The 17,812-nt window shown below is 70.9% G+C and carries 14 protein-coding genes and 1 pseudogene; 12 read left to right on the forward strand and 3 right to left on the reverse strand.

Going from position 1 to position 17,812, the window contains the following annotated elements; all coding sequences use genetic code 11:
- Both ON36_RS06905 and ON36_RS06910 read left to right on the forward strand, forming a co-directional pair.
- Positions 1–831 (forward strand): annotated as a pseudogene (locus ON36_RS06905) (hypothetical protein); the annotation flags it as partial.
- Between the two features lie 102 nt (positions 832–933).
- A complete protein-coding gene (locus ON36_RS06910) occupies positions 934–2,694 on the forward strand; it encodes a P-loop NTPase family protein (protein WP_245557959.1) in 1,761 nt (586 codons plus the stop codon).
- On the opposite strand, the gene ON36_RS06915 is transcribed toward ON36_RS06910, so the two are convergent.
- Positions 2,688–4,667: a glycoside hydrolase family 15 protein gene (locus ON36_RS06915; RefSeq protein WP_043649162.1), complete on the reverse strand. Its 1,980-nt coding sequence runs from the start codon at positions 4,665–4,667 to the stop codon at positions 2,688–2,690. The genes ON36_RS06910 and ON36_RS06915 overlap by 7 nt on opposite strands.
- An 82-nt stretch (positions 4,668–4,749) precedes the next feature.
- On the opposite strand from ON36_RS06915, the gene ON36_RS06920 reads away from it, so the two are divergent.
- Positions 4,750–4,995, forward strand: a complete 246-nt coding sequence (locus ON36_RS06920; RefSeq protein ID WP_043649165.1) for a hypothetical protein — start codon at positions 4,750–4,752, stop codon at positions 4,993–4,995.
- Between the two features lie 82 nt (positions 4,996–5,077).
- Here ON36_RS06920 and ON36_RS06925 read toward each other — a convergent pair whose 3' ends face one another.
- Complete coding sequence (locus tag ON36_RS06925) at positions 5,078–6,127, reverse strand: M48 family metallopeptidase (protein ID WP_043649168.1); 1,050 nt, start codon at positions 6,125–6,127, stop codon at positions 5,078–5,080.
- 69 nt (positions 6,128–6,196) lie between these two features.
- Here ON36_RS06925 and ON36_RS36860 point away from each other — a divergent pair, with 69 nt between their 5' ends.
- From ON36_RS36860 to ON36_RS06960, 8 genes are all read left to right on the forward strand, one after another.
- Entirely contained in the window at positions 6,197–6,286 is a 90-nt protein-coding gene (locus ON36_RS36860) for an Ms4533A family Cys-rich leader peptide (RefSeq protein ID WP_309546086.1), read from the forward strand.
- 216 nt (positions 6,287–6,502) lie between these two features.
- Positions 6,503–7,555, forward strand: a complete 1,053-nt coding sequence (locus ON36_RS06930; RefSeq protein ID WP_043649169.1) for a sulfate ABC transporter substrate-binding protein — start codon at positions 6,503–6,505, stop codon at positions 7,553–7,555.
- A 120-nt stretch (positions 7,556–7,675) separates the two neighbouring features.
- Complete coding sequence (gene cysT, locus ON36_RS06935) at positions 7,676–8,503, forward strand: sulfate ABC transporter permease subunit CysT (RefSeq protein WP_043649171.1); 828 nt, start codon at positions 7,676–7,678, stop codon at positions 8,501–8,503.
- A complete protein-coding gene (gene cysW / locus ON36_RS06940) occupies positions 8,500–9,306 on the forward strand; it encodes a sulfate ABC transporter permease subunit CysW (RefSeq protein WP_043649173.1) in 807 nt (268 codons plus the stop codon). The genes cysT and cysW overlap by 4 nt, the downstream gene beginning before the upstream one ends.
- Positions 9,303–10,298 carry a sulfate/molybdate ABC transporter ATP-binding protein gene (locus tag ON36_RS06945; RefSeq protein WP_043649175.1) on the forward strand — a complete coding sequence of 332 codons (996 nt, stop codon included), beginning with the start codon at positions 9,303–9,305 and terminating at the stop codon, positions 10,296–10,298. Before cysW ends, ON36_RS06945 begins: the two co-directional genes overlap by 4 nt.
- Positions 10,299–10,473: 175 nt before the next feature.
- Positions 10,474–11,871 carry an FAD-binding oxidoreductase gene (locus ON36_RS06950; protein ID WP_043649177.1) on the forward strand — a complete coding sequence of 466 codons (1,398 nt, stop codon included), beginning with the start codon at positions 10,474–10,476 and terminating at the stop codon, positions 11,869–11,871.
- A gap of 197 nt (positions 11,872–12,068) precedes the next feature.
- Entirely contained in the window at positions 12,069–13,073 is a 1,005-nt protein-coding gene (locus ON36_RS06955) for an AurF N-oxygenase family protein (protein WP_043649180.1), read from the forward strand.
- 17 nt (positions 13,074–13,090) lie between these two features.
- Positions 13,091–14,680 carry an FAD-dependent oxidoreductase gene (locus tag ON36_RS06960; protein ID WP_043649183.1) on the forward strand — a complete coding sequence of 530 codons (1,590 nt, stop codon included), beginning with the start codon at positions 13,091–13,093 and terminating at the stop codon, positions 14,678–14,680.
- Positions 14,681–14,740: 60 nt separating this feature from the next.
- On the opposite strand, the gene ON36_RS06965 is transcribed toward ON36_RS06960, so the two are convergent.
- The gene (locus tag ON36_RS06965) at positions 14,741–15,502 is read right to left on the reverse strand and encodes an SDR family NAD(P)-dependent oxidoreductase (protein ID WP_043649186.1); all 762 of its coding nucleotides are present in this window, start codon (positions 15,500–15,502) and stop codon (positions 14,741–14,743) included.
- A 529-nt stretch (positions 15,503–16,031) separates the two neighbouring features.
- Between ON36_RS06965 and ON36_RS32600 the strand changes: the two genes are divergently transcribed.
- On the forward strand, positions 16,032–17,812 hold a 1,781-nt coding region (locus ON36_RS32600), incomplete at its 3' end, for an Hsp70 family protein (RefSeq protein ID WP_052313720.1).

The following is a 17,812-nucleotide window of genomic DNA, read 5'->3' on the forward strand; positions in this document are numbered from 1 at the left end:
GCGCCGGTCGCGCCCGCGGCGCTCGCCCCGGCCGCGGTGTCCCCGGTCGCGGCCACGCCGCTGCAGACCACCATCCAGCCGGACGCGGCGAGCACCCCGATCGCCAACGTCTTCGCCGGGCACGGCGGCGTCTCGCCGCTGACGGCGCCCGCCGCCGTGGTCCCGACGCTGTTCACCCCGCCTGCGCCGACGAAGCCGGTCGTGGTCCCGGACGTCACCGGCGGACCCGGCGGGTCCACCGTGCCGACCGTGCCGGTCAGGACACCGACGGCGCCGAGCGCCGACATCGACGTGCCGACGACGGTGAAGTTGCCGACCGTGCCCAAGCCGACGGTGCCCGAGGCCACCAAGCCGACGGTGACCGTGCCGCCGGTGCCGCCGGTGCCGTCGAAGACCGTCGACGTCCCCGACGTGACCACGCCCGGCCACGGCGGGACCGGGACGGCCCCGACCACCGGCGCGGGCACCCGCCCGACCACGCCCGACGTCGACATCGACACCCCGAGCGTGCCGACCACCCAGCCCTCGGTCTCGCAGCCCACGATCGACAAGCCGACCGCGCCCGCCAAGCCGCCCGCGACCGTCGACATCGACCCGCCGACGATCGTGACCCCGCCGCCGACGGTGACCGTGCCGACGACGGTCGCGCCGATCAAGCCGCCGGTGATCGACCCGAAGCCGCACGCCATCTCCGCCGAGCTCGGTTCGGGCGACAGCGGATACCATGGCGTGTCGGCCGGTCTGTTCGAGCATCCCCTGCCCGTCGTGGCCGACGACGACCTGTCCACGGCGATGGCCGCCGACCACCACCACGGTTACATCTCCTTCTGACCGGGTAACAGGGACTGGACAGTGCTGGCGCGACGAGAGTGAGGAAGGCCGTTGTCTGCTGCCACCGGACTGCAGCCCGTGACGGTGAAGCATCCGGATGTGATGGCACCCCTCATCGCTCTCGTCGACGAACTGCGTGACCTGACCCGGGCGGGCGGCCGCGACGACCTCGACAGCCGCCTCGGCATGGTCCGGGCCCGGATCGCCGATCCGCGCGTGCGGCTCGTGGTGGTCGGCGAATCACAGGCCGGGATGAGCACGCTGGTCAACAGCCTGGTCGGGGTGCCGGTCAGCGCGACCGGCGGCGAACCGAGCGTGCCGGTCATCGTCGAGTACGGCCCGGTGCCGAGCGCCACGCTGGTGCGCGCGGCCGGGCCCGGCGGCGTCCAGCGCCAGTCCGTCGATCCGCACAATCCCGGCCCGGCCCTGGCCGCGCGGGGCGTGGTGCGGGCCGAGTTCGCCGAACCGAGCGCGCTCCTGGCCGACGGTCTCGTCCTCATGGACGCGCCGGGCACCGCCGTGCACGACGCGGCGGCCTGGTCGATGATCGCCGCCGCCGACGTCGTCCTCTACGCCACCGACGCCGCCGCCGAGATGAGCCCGGCCCAGATCGACTACCTGCGCCGGGTCGAGCAGATCTGTCCCACGGTGATCTGCGTGCTCACCAAGATCGACCGTCACCCGCATTGGGCGGCCACCCAGCAGCGCAACCGCGAACTCCTCGACGCCGCGGGCCTGAGCTTCGCCGTCGCGCCCGTGTCGGCGGTCCTGCACGAGCAGGCAGGCAGGCGCGGCGACCGGCAGCGCGACCTGGAATCCGGTGTGCCCCAGCTCATCGGCCACGTGCAGGACTACGTCGTCGCGCGGGCCGATTCGGTCGCCGCGACCGCCGCGGTTGGCGACATCACCCTGGTCACCGAGCAGCTGACCACCACGTTGCGCGCCGAGGCGCAGGCCCTGCGCGACCCCAATCAGCGCATGGCCGTGACCCGTTCGCTGACCACGGCCCGCACCGAGGCCGAGCGGCTGCGCAAGCGCACCGCCAGCTGGCAGATCACGCTGATGGACGGCAGCGCCGAACTCGGCGCCGACATCGAACACGATCTGCGGCACCGGCTGCGCACCCTGGTCCGCGAGGCCGAGGCCGAGATCGCGCGGGTCGATCCCGCCCGCAACTGGCGCGAGTTCGCCGCCGACCTGGACGCGCGGATCTGCGAGGCGGTCGAGGAGAACTTCGTGATGGCGCACTACCGCGCCGCCGAACTCGCCGAACAGGTCGCCGCGAAGTTCCCGCCCGACCGCCGCACCCCGCCCGCCACCGACCTGCGCCTGGCCGACCCGGCCGACGTGCTCGACCCCGTCCAGCCGCTCGAGCCGCTGGCGAGCGCGAAAGCCGGTGTCACCCAGCAGGTCCTGTCGGGTCTGCGCGGCTCCTACGGCGGCATCCTCATGGTCGGCCTCGCCACCAGCCTGCTCGGTATGTCCCTGGTGAACTGGTACTCCGCGGGCGCGGGCGTGCTGCTCGGCGTCAACGCGCTGTGGGACGACCGGCGCAACCGCAGGCAGCGCAGGCAGGCCGAGGCCAAGGTCGCCGTGGCCCGGCTGGCCGACGACGTGATCTTCCAGGTCGGCAAGGAGTCGCGGAACCGGCTGCGCGGCATGCAGATCGCGCTGCGCGACCACTACACCGAGATCGCCGAGGAGGTCTCGCGCACCGCCGAGGAGGCGCTGCGCGCGGCCGAGGAGGCGGGGCTGCGTTACGGCGACCGCCGCGAGTCCCGGCTCGCCGAACTCGACGCCGGCCTGCGGACGCTGGCCGGTATCGCCGAACGCGCGCAGCGGCTGGCCTACCGCGGTCAGTGATGGGTGGGCGTGTGCGCGGGCTGGAACTGCCCGGCCGCGCGCGAATCCTCGGCCCGGATGACGTGGGTGACCGCGTTGATCAGCGCCAGGTGGGTGAACGCCTGCGGGAAGTTCCCCAGGTGCCTGCCGGTGCGTGAATCGATCTCCTCGGCGTAGAGCCGCAGCGGGCTGGCCAGCCCGAGCAGCCGCTCGCACAGGTGCGTGGCGCGCGCCAGCTCGCCGATCTCCACCAGCGCCGAGACCAGCCAGAACGAGCAGATGGTGAAGGTGCCCTCCTCGCCGGTGAGGCCGTCGTCGGTGGTGTCGGTGTCGTAGCGCAGCACGAGGCCGTCCACCGTGAGCCGGTCGGCGATCGCCAGGACCGTGGCCACGACCCGCGGGTCGTCCGGCGGCAGGAACCGGGTCAGCACCACCAGCAGCAGCGAGGCGTCGAGGGTGTGCCCGCCGTAGACCTGGGTGAACACGCCCTGCTCGTCCACGCCGTGTTCGAGGACGTCGACGCGGATCTGCTCGGCGATCTCGGCCCACTCCGCGGCCCGGGCGCGCTGGCCGTGCATGAGCGCGAGCCGGGACCCGCGATCCAGGGCCACCCAGCACATCACCTTCGAGGCGGTGAAGTGCTGTGGTTCCCCGCGCACCTCCCAGATCCCGCGGTCGGGCCTGCGCCAGTTGGTGATCGCGGCCTGGACCGTGCGCTCGAGCAGCGGCCACAGCGACTCCGGCACCTGCCCGCGGGACTTCACGTGCAGGTACACCGCGTCGAGCATGGTGCCCCAGATGTCGTGCTGGTCCTGGTTGTAGGCGGCGTTGCCGATGCGGACCGGGACCGCGCCGTCGTAGCCGTAGAGGTTGGGCAGTTCCCGTTCGGTGATCCGCCGTTCCCCGCCGATGCCGTAGAGCACCTGCAGCGGGAGCGCGTCACCGTTGTCGCCCGTGGTGACGTCGTTGAGGAAGGCGAAGAAGTCGTCGGCCTCGCGGTCGAGGCCGAGGGTGTACAGGCCCCACAGGGCGAAGCTGGAGTCGCGCACCCAGGTGTAGCGGTAGTCCCAGTTCCGCTGTCCGCCGGGGGTTTCCGGCAGGGAGGTGGTCGAGGCCGCCAGCAGCGCGCCGGTGGGGGCGTAGGTGAGCCCCTTGAGTGTGAGCGCGCTGCGCTGCAGATAGCTGCGCCACGGGTGATCGGGGAAGTCGCCGAGGGTGATCCAGCGCCGCCAGCACTCGGCGGTCGACCACATCTTCTGCGCCGCCTCGTCGAAGGTGGTGGGGGCGGGCAGCTCCGACCAGGTCAGCGCCACGAACACCGACTCGCCCTCGGCCATCCGGGTGCGGGCCCGCGCCTCGCGGCCCTCCAGGCCCAGCCGCAGGTCGGTGGTCAGCACCAGCACCGGGTTGCTCTCCGGCTCGGTCGTGGCGAACGCGGTGGCCTGCTCGTAGACCTTGCCTGTGTACTCCCAGCGTGCGCCCGCCTGGTGGTAGTCGAAGGACGGCTCGCAGCTCATCTCCAGCTCCACGGTGCCGCTCACGCACTTCACGGTGCGCAGCAGCATGTGCTCGGCGTCCCAATCCATGGGGGTGCGCCGGTGGGTCTTGGACCGCTGGGTGTTGTTGTGCCACGGGCCGAGCACCAGCGCGTCGCGCACGATGAGCCAGCCCGTCTCGGTCTGCCAGGTGGTCTCCAGGATCATCCCGCCGGGCAGGTACCGGCGGGCCGCGGGCACGCTGACGCCGTACGGGCCGATCCGGAAGTGCCCGGCGCTGCGGTCGAGGACCGCGCCGAAGACGCTGGGGGAGTCCGGGCGGGGCAGGCACATCCACTCCACCGCCCCGCTGCTGGCGACCAGGCAGCTGGTCTCGCAGTCGGAGAGGAACGCGTAGTCGTCGATGGGCGGGAACGCGCCACGGCGGCCGCTGCTGGACACCGGGCTCAGGACGGGCAGGTTGTCACCGGGGTTGGGTCGATCCTCGCTGGACGCCATACCCCATCATCGGGGGGCGGGCCCGCGTTCGTCCAGAACCCCGCTCGCGGCGACCCGGCGGTCGCGGGGTTAGGCTGACGGGGTGGAACACATCGCCGGCTGGTGGGACGGCTTCGAGCTGTGGGTGGCCGGACTGCCGTTCATCCCGCAGTTCCTCGTCGTCCTGATCGGCATGGTGCCGGTCAGCTTCGCGCTGGCCTTCGGCCTCGACCGGGCGCTGCGGGCGATCTTCCACCTGCTCGGCCGCGACGACGAGCCCGTCGCCGCGACCGCCGCCCAGCCCGACGTCACCACCGCGCGCGAGACCGTGCAGAGCGGAGCCCACTGATGCCGCGTTCCCGGGTCCAGCTGGCCCTGATCGCCCTGCTCGTCCTCGTCGTGCTCGCCTGGCTGTTCACCCGCTGACCCGGCTAGGACCGGCGCCAGTCGCTGATCCGCTTGCCGAGGTCGGCGACGGTCTGGCCGACCTCCTGGCCGACGGTGCTCACCGCCTCACCGACATCCTTGCCGAGGTTGCGGACCGTGCGGAACAGCGCGTCGTCGGACATCTCGAAGCTCTCCCGGTAGGACCGGGCCGCGCTGCGGATCTCGTCGCCGATGCGGGCGTTGCCGTCGTGCTCGCGGCGCGGGTAGGCGCCGCCGCGGAGGCGGTCGTACTCCCCGGATTCGATCCAGCGTCGCAGCTCGGCCGCGCGCAGCACCGAGAACGGGTGCGACTGCAGTTCGAGGTTCAGCAGCTTGAGCACGCCGTCGCGCAGGTCACCCGCCGTGCGGTAGTCGTCGGCCTGGGCGAGGAACGCGGTGAGGTTCATCTCCCGCAGCCACGCGCCGCCCGCGGTCTTCATGTGCACGCGCACCGAGGCGTCCACGTCCTGACCGCACAGCAGCCCCGCGCGGTCGCCGGACAGCTCGGACTTGCGGCTCCACTCCATGAGCGCGGCGACGATGGCGCGCACCGCCCACCCGCCCACCGGCATCCACCCCAGCGAGGCCGACAGCCGCATCAGGTGCATGAGCATGGTGCGGTAGACGGCGTGCCCGGACAGGGTGTGCCCGAGCTCGTGGCCGATGACGAAGCGCAGCTCCTCGGTGTCCATCAGCTCCACCAGGCCCGTGGTGAGCACGATGAACGGGCGGTCCATGCCGATGGTGAACGCGTTGACGTGCGGATCCTGCATCACGAACATCTCCGGCGTCGTCGGCGCGTCGAGGATCTCGACGCAGTCGGCGCGCAGCCGGTGCAGGGTGGCGAACTGGTGCTCGTCGACCCGGACGGCGGTGGCCAGGTAGAGCAGCCGGTGCTGGCGTTCGCGCAGCAACCCCGACAGCGTCCGCAGGACCGTGTCGAAACCGGTCAGCGAGCGCAGCGCCACCAGGGCGGTGCGGTCGGCCGGATGCTCCCACGCGCGGGTGCTGATCTCCGGAAACCGGGTGCGGACACGGTCGGGCGTCAAGGTCATGCTGTTCCCCCCATGGGTTTGGGCTCGCTTCGATTCGAACCGCGGTTGGTGCTCTGTTACAGTTTGCACGTGTCTTCGAGTGCCGTCCCGCAGGTCCGCCATGAACTGGCGTTGATCGCTGTCGGCAATCTCGCGGTCGCCGACATTCTCTGTCGATGAGCGGCAACCGGACTCGTCTGCGCGTCCCTGCCCAGTAGACTGGCGCGCGCTTACCCTTTCGCAGTCGAAGTCCGTCACTCCGGGGGCTTGTCAGCCCGAGTCGCGCCGACTGCCGTGCTCTGTTGTACGGCAGGCTACACCGCTCAGACCTCGTAGCTCCCCGCCGTATCCCCAGAATTCTTGGCGGCGGGTTGTTTTCACCGAAAGGTTCACCCGATGTCCCGTAACACCTGGCTCACCTCGCGTCGCCGCGCCGCCGCGGTCGCGCTCACCGCCATCGCGACGGTAGCCCTGACCGCCTGCGGCGGCGGAGCCAGCGATTCGACCGACGGTGGTGCCGCGGTCGCCGACGGCAGCGGCGGCACGCTCAACCTGTACGCCTACGCGGTGCCCAAGCCCGGCTTCGACAAGGTCGTCCCGGCCTTCAACAAGACCGAGGCGGGCAAGGGCGTGAAGGTCCAGGCCTCCTACGGCGCCTCGGGCGACCAGTCCCGCAAGGTCAAGGACGGCGCCGAGGCCGACGTGGTGAACTTCTCCGTCGAACCCGACATCACGCGCCTGGTCGACGCCGGCCTGGTGGACGCGAGCTGGAATGCCGACGCCAACAAGGGCATTCCCTTCGGCTCGGTGGTGACCCTGGTCGTGCGCAAGGGCAACCCGAAGAACATCAAGGACTGGGACGACCTGATCAAGCCCGGTGTCGAGGTCGTGACCCCGAACCCGTTCTCCTCGGGCTCGGCCAAGTGGAACCTGCTGGCCCCCTACGCCGCCAAGAGCGACGGCGGCAAGAACCAGCAGGCGGGTCTGGACTACCTGTCGCAGCTGATCTCGCCCGAACACGTGAAGGTGCAGCCGAAGTCGGGCCGCGAGGCCACCGAGACCTTCCTGCAGGGCACCGGCGACGTGCTGCTGAGCTACGAGAACGAGGCCATCTTCTCCGAGCGCAACGGCGACCCGGTCGAGCACATCAACCCGCCGACCACCTTCAAGATCGAGAACCCGATCGCGGTGCTGAAGAACTCCAAGACCCTGGACAAGGCCACCGCCTTCCGCGACTTCCAGTACACCGAGGCCGGCCAGACCGCGTGGGCCCAGGCGGGCTTCCGCCCGGTCGACCCGAAGGTCGCCGCCGCGTTCGCCAAGGACTTCCCGCAGCCGGCCAAGCTGTGGACCATCACCGACCTCGGCGGCTGGAAGGCCGTGGACAAGGACCTGTTCGCGCAGGGCACCGGCAAGGTCGCGGTGATCTACGACAAGGCAACCAAGTAACCAGGTGACCCAGCACACACGCGATACTGGACAATCGTGACTGACAGTGGAAGAACTCCCGGGCTCGGGCTCGCCCCCGAGCCCGGCGGTTCCGACGACTCGACTCGAGCCTCCACACCGGTGCATCGCGGCCCCAGGTGGTCGTGGCTGAAGGTGACGGGCTCCGTCGGCCCGCTCGGCATCGCCACCGCGGTGCTGTGGCTCAGCATCATCGTGCTGCTGCCGCTGGCGGCGCTGACCGTCAGCTCCTTCGAGGACGGCTGGTCGGGCTTCTGGGACGCGATCACCGCGCCCGCCGCGCTCGACTCGCTGCGGATCACGGTGCTGGTCTCCATCATCGTGGCCGTGCTCAACGTCGTGATGGGCACGCTGATCGCCTGGGTGCTCGTCCGCGACGAGTTCCCGGGCAAGAGCGTGGTCAACGCGCTGATCGACCTGCCGTTCGCGCTGCCGACGATCGTCGCCTCGATCGTGCTGCTGTCGCTGTACGGCCCGAACAGCCCGATCGACATCCACCTCAACGCCACCCAGCCCGGTCTGGTGGTGGCGCTGGCCTTCGTGACGCTGCCGTTCGTCGTGCGTTCGGTGCAGCCGGTCCTCATCGAGACCGACAAGGAGGTCGAGCAGGCCGCGCTCTCGCTGGGCGCGGGCAACTGGACCACCTTCCGGCGCATCGTGCTGCCCGCGCTGACCCCGGCGATCATCTCCGGCGGCGGCCTCGCCTTCGCGCGCGCCATCGGTGAGTACGGTTCGGTCGTGCTCATCGGCGGCAACATCCCGCGCGAGACCCAGATGACCTCCCAGTACATCCAGCAGCAGATCGAGGTCGACCGCCCGGTGAACGCGGCGGCGGTGTCGGTGGCGCTGCTGGCCATCTCCTTCGCCAGCCTGCTGGTGCTGCGGTTGCTGGCCGAGCGGTCGGCGCGGAAGGAACAGGCCGCCCGATGAAACTGTCGCTGTTGACCCGGCTCTCGCTGCGGACCGTGGCGCTGGCCTATCTGTTCATCCTGCTGGTGCTGCCGCTGATCATCATCCTGTGGCGCACCTTCGAGCGCGGGATCGGGGCGTTCATCGACTCGATCACCACGCCCGCGGCGATCTCGGCGTTCCAGTTGTCGATGCTGATCGTGGTCATCGTGGTGCCGCTGAACGTGATCTTCGGCGTCATCACCGCGCTCGCGCTGGTCCGCAGCAACTTCCCCGGCCGCAACCTGGTGCAGGGCATCGTCGACCTGCCCTTCGCGGTGTCGCCCGTCGTGGTCGGCGTCTCGCTGATCCTGCTGTGGGGCGCGGGCGGCTGGTTCGGCGCGATCGAGAACACCGGCTTCAAGGTGATCTTCAGCCTGCCCGGCATGGTCATCGCGACCCTGTTCGTCACGCTGCCGTTCGTGGTGCGTGAGGTCGAGCCGGTCCTGCACGAGATCGGCGACGATCAGGAGCAGGCGGCGGCCACCCTCGGCGCGAACCGGTGGCAGACCTTCTGGCGGATCACCCTCCCCGCGATCCGCTGGGGCCTGACCTACGGCATCGTGCTCACGGTGGCGCGCGCGCTCGGCGAGTTCGGCGCGGTGATCATGGTCTCGACCGCGCTGCCGGGCAAGTCCCAGACGCTGACCCTGCTGGTGCACGGTCGCTACATCAACGACCACAACACCTTCGGCGCCTACTGCGCGGCCACCCTGCTGATGGCCATCGCGCTGGTGACCCTTCTCCTGATGACACTCCTCGACCGCAAGCGGAGCGACCGATGATCACCGTGACCAACGCGCGCAAGAACTACGGTTCCTTCGCCGCCCTCGACGATGTCAGCATCGAGATCCCCTCCGGCGAGCTGACCGCCCTGCTCGGTCCCTCCGGCTCGGGCAAGTCCACCCTGCTGCGGTCCATCGCCGGGCTGGAGACCCTGGACTCGGGCATCGTCACGATCGCGGGCAAGGACGTCACCGGGGTGGCGCCGCAGAAGCGCGACATCGGTTTCGTGTTCCAGCACTACGCCGCGTTCAAGCACATGACCGTACGCGACAACGTCGCCTTCGGCCTGACCATCCGCAAGCGGCCCAAGCGGGAGATCGACAAGCGGGTCGACGAGCTGCTCGGCATCGTCGGCCTCGACGGTTTCCAGCACCGCTACCCGGCCCAGCTGTCCGGCGGCCAGCGCCAGCGCATGGCCCTGGCCCGCGCGCTCGCGGTCGACCCGCAGGTGCTGCTGCTCGACGAGCCCTTCGGCGCCCTCGACGCCAAGGTCCGCGCGGACCTGCGCACCTGGCTGCGCCGGCTGCACGAGGAGGTCCACGTGACCACCGTGCTGGTCACCCACGACCAGGAGGAGGCCCTCGACGTCGCGGACCGGATCGCGGTGATGAACGCGGGCCGGATCGAGCAGGTCGGCACCCCCGCCGACGTCTACGACCGCCCGGCCAACGAGTTCGTCATGTCCTTCCTCGGGGCGGTGGCGCGGCTCAACGGGCACCTGGTCCGCCCGCACGACATCCGCGTCGGTCGGGATCCGAGCATGGCGCTGGCCGAGCACGAGGGCACCGCCGAATCGGCCGGGGTCACCCGGGCGACCGTGGAGCGGGTCGTGCGACTCGGCTTCGAGGTCCGCGTCGAGCTGCGCAACGAGGCCACCGGCGACCACTTCGCCGCGCAGGTCACCCGCGGTGACGCCGAGGCGCTGCGGCTGTCGGAGGGCGAGACGGTCTACGCCCGCGCCACCCGGATCCCGGAGCTGCCGCAGAGCTGATCGGCCCTGTCGCGGCGGCCCCGCGAGTGGGAAGATGATCCGGTGAGTTCTCCGGTGCGCGCACCGGAGCCGGGCGAGGACGCGTGACGCACGAGTGCGCCGGTGCCCCGTCGATCGACGGTCGGGGACATCCACAGGGCACACGGGCCACGGCCCGACTCCGGAGGAAGACGTCATGTCTACCGGTTTCGTCAGTGTTGATCTGTTGCAGGGCGCGCTCGGCGCGCAGGTGATCGGGCCGGACGACCCCGGCTACGACCAGGCCCGTTCGGTATGGAACGGCGCGATCGATCGCAGGCCCGCCGCGGTGGTCCGTCCCGCGGACACCGGGCAGGTGGCCGAAGCGGTCGCGCTGTTCCGCGCGGAGGGCATCGACTTCACGGTCCGCGGCGGCGGGCACAACTACGCCGGTCACGCGGTCGCCGACGGCGCGGCCGAGCTGGACCTCAGCCGGCTCGCCGGCGTCACGGTCGACCCGGACGCGGCGCGGGCCCGCTGCGGCGGCGGCGCCACCTGGGCGGCCTTCGACGCCGCGACCACCGCCCACGGGCTGGTCTGTACCGGCGGATTCATCAGCGACACGGGGGTCGGCGGACTCACCCTCGGCGGCGGGTTCGGCTGGCTGACCCCGCTGTTCGGGATGACCATCGACAACCTGCGCGCCGCGGAGGTGGTGACCGCCGACGGGCGGGTGGTCACGGCCTCGGCGACCGAGAACCCCGACCTGTTCTGGGCCCTGCGTGGGGGAGGCGGCAATTTCGGGGTCGTCACCGCCTTCGAGTTCGCGCTGCACGCCTTCGCGCCGCTGGTGCAGGTCGCGCTGCTGTGGTGGCCGCCCGCCGACGGGGTCGCCGCGCTGACCGCGGCCCAGGCGGTGCTGCCCGCGTTGCCGGACCGGCACTGCGGCACGATCAACGCCATCAGCGGCCCGCCCGCGCCCTTCGTCCCGCCGGGCCTGCAGGGCCGTCCCGGTTTCGCGGTCGGCGTGCTCGGCGACCGGACCGCGGCCGACCTGGCCGCGGCCCTCGTCCCGTTGCGGGCGGCCACCCCGGCGCCCGGCTGGGAGATGGTCGCCGAGATGCCGTACGTGGCGTTGCAGCAGATGTTCGACCCCGTGGCGCCGTGGGGCCTGCCGTCGTACGAGAAGTCGTTGTATCTGGACGCCATCGACGACACGGTGGCGCAGGTGATGACCCGGCACTATCCGCGTCGGTCGTCCCCGCTGTCGGTCATGCCGGTCATGCCGCTGTGCGGGCGGTTCTGCGAGCCCGCCGACGCCGACACCGCCTTCGGCGGCTCCCGGGCGCCGGGGATGATGGTCAACATCTCCGCGTGCTGCCCCGATCCGGCCGCCTACCCCGCCGAGCGGGACTGGGTGCGGGCGTTCTGGGCGGACCTGCGGCCGTTCGCCCGGGACGACGCGAGCTACGTCAATTTCCTGGCCGACGCCGATCCCGCGCGGGTAGCCGACAGCTACGGCGACCGCTACGCGCGGCTGCGGGCGATCAAGACCGTCTGGGATCCGGACAACGTCCTGTGTCACAACGCGAACATTCCGCCGGATCGGCCCTGATCGGACGGAGCGTACCTACGGGTGTGTAGGACGCTGCGTCACAGGTAGAGCTGTTTTTACTGGCGAGTAGCTTTCTGGCCTGCGCTTTCGTCTCCGCGGGGACGGCGAAATTGGGTCGCGGGCAGAGTTGACGTGACAGCTCGTAGGTGTAACTATTGGAAACAGTAAACGTCCCAAGAGGAGAGGCAGTGACGACGATGTCTGCGCCCACCACCCCTGACGTCGATCCTGTTGTCGCCGAGGCACAGGCGTACGCCGAGAAGTTGCTGCTGCTGTCCGAGGCTTCGGTCGACCGGCACTTCGATCCCTTCGAGGACATCGACTGGGACAACCCGGACTTCGACCCGGACTGCAAGCCCGAGCGCTGGATCCTGGTGACCTCGGCCGACCCGATCGGCCGCCACCCCTGGTACCAGTCGCTCCCCAAGGACGTGCAGATCCAGATGGGCAAGGTCCGTCAGGCCAACGTCGCCAAGGTCGGTCTGCAGTTCGAGTCCATCCTGATCGTCGGCATGATGCAGCACATCTTCAACTTGCCGAACAACGATCCCGAGTACCGGTACTGCTCGCACGAGATGATCGAAGAGCACAACCACACCCTGATGTTCCAGGAGATGGTGAACCGGGTCGCGGACGTCCCCGGCATGGGCCCGCTGGTCCGTCAGCTGCGCCACCTGGCCTCGCCGGTCGGCTCGCTGTTCCCGAACTTCTTCTTCATGGCCGTGCTCGCCGGCGAGGAGCCGATCGACCACATCCAGAAGGACATCCTGCGCTCGGGCGAGGAGATCCACCCGATCATGCGCGGCGTCATGGCGATCCACGTCGCCGAGGAGGCCCGCCACATCTCCTTCGCGCACGAGTTCCTCAAGAAGAACGTGCCGGCCCAGCCCGCGGTCAACAAGGCCGTGCTGTCGATCATGATGCCGATCATCATGTTCATCCTCGGCCGCGCCATCGCGACCCCGCCGAAGTCGTTCTTCGAGCAGTTCGACATGCCGAAGGAAGTCAAGAAGGAGCTGTTCTACGGCTCCAAGGAGGCCAAGAAGGTCTTCGCCGACTACTACATCGACGTGCGCGCCCTGGCCGAGGAGATCGGCCTGATGAACCCGGTCGCCAAGCGGGTCTGGAAGCTGCTCGGCATCGATGGTCCGTCCAGCCGCTACCGTTCGGAGCCCAAGCGCTCCGCCAAGAACGTCGCGTGACCTGAGACGATAGCCAGATGCCATACGTTGTTACCCAGTCCTGCTGTAGTGACGCCTCGTGTGTGTACGCATGCCCGGTGAACTGCATCCATCCGACCCCGGATGAGCCGGACTTCCTGACCGCGGAGATGCTCTACGTCGATCCCGGCGCGTGCGTGGACTGCGGCGCCTGCGCCACCGCGTGCCCGGTCGACGCGATCGTCTCGTCCAAGAAGCTGACGGACACGCAGAAGCCGTTCATCGAGATCAACGCCGACTTCTACCGCGTCGAGCGCCCGCGCCCGACGCTGGCCAAGCCGGTACCCGCGGCCGCGATCGACACCGCGCAGCGTTCGGCGCTGCGGGTGGCGATCGTCGGCTCGGGACCCTCGGCGATGTACGCCGCCGACGAGCTGCTGACCCAGCCCGACGTGTCGGTGACCGTGTTCGACCGGCTCACCGAGCCCTACGGCCTCGCCCGCCTCGGCGTCGCCCCCGACCACGGCCGCACCCGCAAGGTGGCAGACCTGTTCGACGTGATCTCGCGTCAGGACGATTTCGGCTCCTACCTCGGTGTGGAGATCGGCACGCACATCAGCCACGCCGAGCTGCTCGAGCACTTCCACGCGGTGATCTACGCGGTCGGCGCCTCGGCGGACCGCAAGCTGGACATACCCGGTGAGGGCCTGCCCGGCAACGTGTCGGCCACCGACTTCGTCGCCTGGTACAACGGCCATCCCGACCACGCGGGCGACACCTTCGATCTGTCGCAGAAGCGGATCGTCATCGTCGGCAACGGCAATGTCGCCCTCGACGTCGCGCGCATCCTGACCGTCGACCCGGAGACCCTGGCCGGCACCGACATCGCGCCCTACGCGCTGAAGGCGCTGCGGGAGAGCAAGGTCGAGGAGGTCGTGGTGCTGGGCCGTCGCGGCCCCGCCGAGTCGGCGTTCACCGTGCCGGAGTTCGTCGGCCTGCTGGCCGCCGACATCGACATCGCGATCGAGGGCGAGCTGCCCGAGATCACCCCGGACCTGCCGTTCAAGGTCGAGCAGAAGCTGCGGCTGCTGCACCAGGTCGCCGCCCGCCCGTTCGGCGAGCGCAAGCGCATCGTGTTCCGGTACCTGAGCTCGCCGGTGGAGATCCTCGGCGGCGACAAGGTCACCGGCGTGCGGGTCGAGCGCAACGAGCTGGTCACCGACGAGCAGGGCCGCAGCGCGGCCGTGCCGACCGGCGACACCGAGCTGCTCGAGGCCGGCGTGGTGCTGACCTCGGTCGGTTACCGCGGCCTGCCGACCGCCGATCTGCCGTTCGACGACGCCCGCGCGGTGATCCCGAACGATCGCGGCCGGGTGCTGACCGCGCCGGGCGGCGAGGTCTTCGCGGGCACGTACGTGACCGGCTGGATCAAGCGCGGCCCGACCGGGTTCATCGGCACCAACAAGTCCTGCGCGCAGGAGACGGTGCAGCAGCTGGCCGACGACTTCAACGCCGGTGTGCTGCGGGCTCCCGCGCGGGGCGCCGCCGAATTCGATCGATTGGTCCACGCGCGCAGGCCCGGCGTGCGCGCCGCGGGCGCGGTCGTCCCGCACGAGGGCCCGTTCAAGCGCCTGCTCTCGCGCGGCTGAGCCACACGACTCGAGGCCCGTGTCGTCCGTCCGGACGGCACGGGCCTCGTTCGTCGCCGCTCAGCGGGCCGTGAAGCCGCCGTCGGCGGTGACGGCCGCGCCGGTCACGAAGCTGGCCTCGTCGCTGAGCAGGAACGCGCACAGCGCCGCGATCTCGCCGGGCGCGGCGATGCGGCCCAGCGGATGCAGGGCCGTCACGGCGGCCTCACCCTCCGGGGTGGCGCCCATGGACGCGCGGAACGCGGGCGTGTCGACGGCCCCCGAGACCAGGGCGTTGACCCGGACACCCGACGCGGCGGTCTCCAGCGCGGCGGCCCTGGTCAGCCCGACCACGCCGTGCTTGGCGGCGACATAGGGCGCCACCTCGGCCATGCCGACCACCCCGAGGTTGGAGGCGTTGTTGAGGATCGCGCCCCCGCCGCCCGCCCGCAGCGCCGGAATCTGATGGCGCAGACCGTGGAACACACCGGTCAGGTTGAGATCGAGTTCGGCCCGCCAGGCGTCGGTGCCGATCGTCGGCAGGTCGCCGAAGGCGGTGACCGCCCCCGCGTTGTTGAAAGCGGCGTCCAGGCGGCCGAATTCGTCGAGTGCGGCGGCGGTGAGCCGCGCGACGTCGGCGTCGACGGTGACGTCGGTCGGCACGAACACCGCGCGTCCGCCGCGATCGCGGATACCCGCGGCGACCGCCTCGCCTGCTTCCGCGCCGCGCGCGCCGAGCGCGACCGCGGCCCCCTCGTCGGCGACCCGCTCGGCGACGGCCCGGCCGATGCCCGAGCTGGCGCCGGTGACGAGCACGACCCGGTCGGTGAAGCGCTGCGACATGAATGGAACTCCTTCGCTCACTGGAACTTTCGGCGCCCGGTTCGACCGCCGGGCACATGACGAGTCAACCGCCGCTGCCACAAGGTTGCTGGCGGGTATCGGCCGTCGCATTGACGCGTCATCGAGGGGTCCGCTGTACTGGTTTTACCGGAAAGAATTCCACCGAATGGCGAGACCTTTCGTTGAGCAAATGATCGGTTACCAGACGGTAGGTTTGTTGTCGGCGATGACGCCTGTACCTTCGAGCGGCAAATGGCCTTCCTATCATTTGGTTACCCCGAAGTAGCTGTAATCCCGCTTCTTTCAGTCGAATTCGACGGATTCAGGGGACTGGACGACTGACCCGCGGGCCGCCTACCTGCGAGAATCCCCTAATGGCCGAACTGTTCGCGAAATTCCGTATCAATCCGGCGGCGATCCGGCATTGCTCCGGTTAATCTGTCGACTGCTGTTTGGAAGACGACCGCGGCCACATGGTGCGCTCGCGTGCTGGACGTGGTCACGGTGCGTTGACGGGATAGCAAACACAATGACCAGAGGTCTGGGCTTCAGTATCGGTGCGGTCAATTCGCTGTCGGCGGCGGTTGCCGACGATCCGGCCAAGCCGGTGGTGCGCACGCGGCGCACCGCACTCACCTTCGACGAGGCGGGCCGCCCCCGCATCGGGGCGATCAACGAATTCGCCTCCGCTGTCACGGATTTCGCCGATCTCAGCGCGGATCCCGAGCCGATCGTGATCAACGGCCGGTTCCACGCGCCGACGACGCTCGTCGCCGCCGTGGTGACCGGCCTGCTCGAGCTGGCCGAGCCGGCCGAGGGCGCGGTGCTGGCCTACCCGGCCGTGTACACCGCCAAGCAGGTCGAGCACCTGGGCCAGGCGCTACACCTGGCCGGCGTCGGCCAGGTGCTGCTCGCGCCCGAGCCGGTGGCGGCCACCGAATGGCTCGAGGTCGAGAAGGGTCCGCTGGCACCGGGATTCGTCCTCGTCTACGACCTGGGCGCGACCACGCTCGACCTCACCGTGGTGCGCGTCGGACCGGACTGGCCGCACCACCCGATGGTCGGCACCCCCGTGCGGTCGCGCGACTTCGGTGGAAAGCCGCTGGGCGCCATGGTCGCCCGGTACGCCGACCGGGCGGGCGGGCGCGCCACCCAGACACTGACCTCGATGGTCAACACCGACGCCCTGCGCGCCGAGCACATCCGCGATTCGTTCCCGCTCATCGGCCGCTGCGTCGCCTCGGCGGGCCTGCGCATGGCCGACATCTCCCACGTCCTGCTCGTCGGCGGCGCCTCCCGGGCGCCCGAGGTCGCGCGGACCATCGCCGAACTCGGTGCCCCCGTGGTCACCTCGGCGGACCCCGGCCAGGTCGTCGCGGCGGGCGCCGCGTGCCTCGCGGCCCGCACCTTCGCCCCGGTGCGCGAGGGCGGCGGCACCGCACCGCACGTGGCGGTCTTCTCCAGCGCCGCCGTCGTGTCGGCGCTGGCCATGTCGGCGATGACGGTGTTCGGCAACCCGTTCGATCCCGCGCTGCAGCCCGTGCTCGACCACCTGCCCGCGCTCGCCGCGCCCTCGGACGCCCCGCTGCTCGACATGAGCGCCGACGCCATGGCCGCGCACTACGAAACCCTGTTCCGGGAAATCGATCCCGCGCTGAGCGGCCGCCGGATCGCGGGCGCGGTGACCAACGCCTACCAGTTGTTCGTGAACACCCCCGAGCCCGCCCGCGTCGCCGCGGCGGGCGGGTCGACGCTGTCGGGCGGCGAGCGTGGCGCCCCCGCCGCGGTGAACCGGGCGGGGAACTGCCGCACGCCGCGGAACACCCTGACCGGCTATGCCGATCCCGCGCGGTTCGTGAACCCCCTCCCGTTCCCCGGCACGCCGTCCGATCCCGGGCCCGGCACCGGCGGCCCGATCGCCGGGCCCGGCCCGTCGGTCCCCGGCACACCGTCGAACCCCGGAACCCCGACGGCCCCTGGGACGGCCGACCCCGTCGCGGGCACCCCGACCGCCCCCGGCGGCGCGACCACGCCGTCGACCGGCGGCGTCACCGGCACCCTGCCGGGCAGCGGCGACACCGTGACGGCCCCGGGGACCACGCCCGGCCTCCCCGCGGGCGGCACGACCACCGGCGGCACCACAGCGCCCGGCACGGGCACGCCGGGTGCCCCGGCCGGCGGCGGAACGACCGCGGGCGGTGGCGGCACGGCAGGCGGCGGAACCACGGCCGGAGGCGGAGCGGTCGCCGGCGGTACCCCGGCCGCGGGCGGCGCGGACGGTGGCGCCGGGTCCGGAGGCGCCGTCCGGTG

Source organism: Nocardia thailandica NBRC 100428, from assembly GCF_000308795.1.
GTDB lineage: Bacteria > Actinomycetota > Actinomycetes > Mycobacteriales > Mycobacteriaceae > Nocardia > Nocardia thailandica.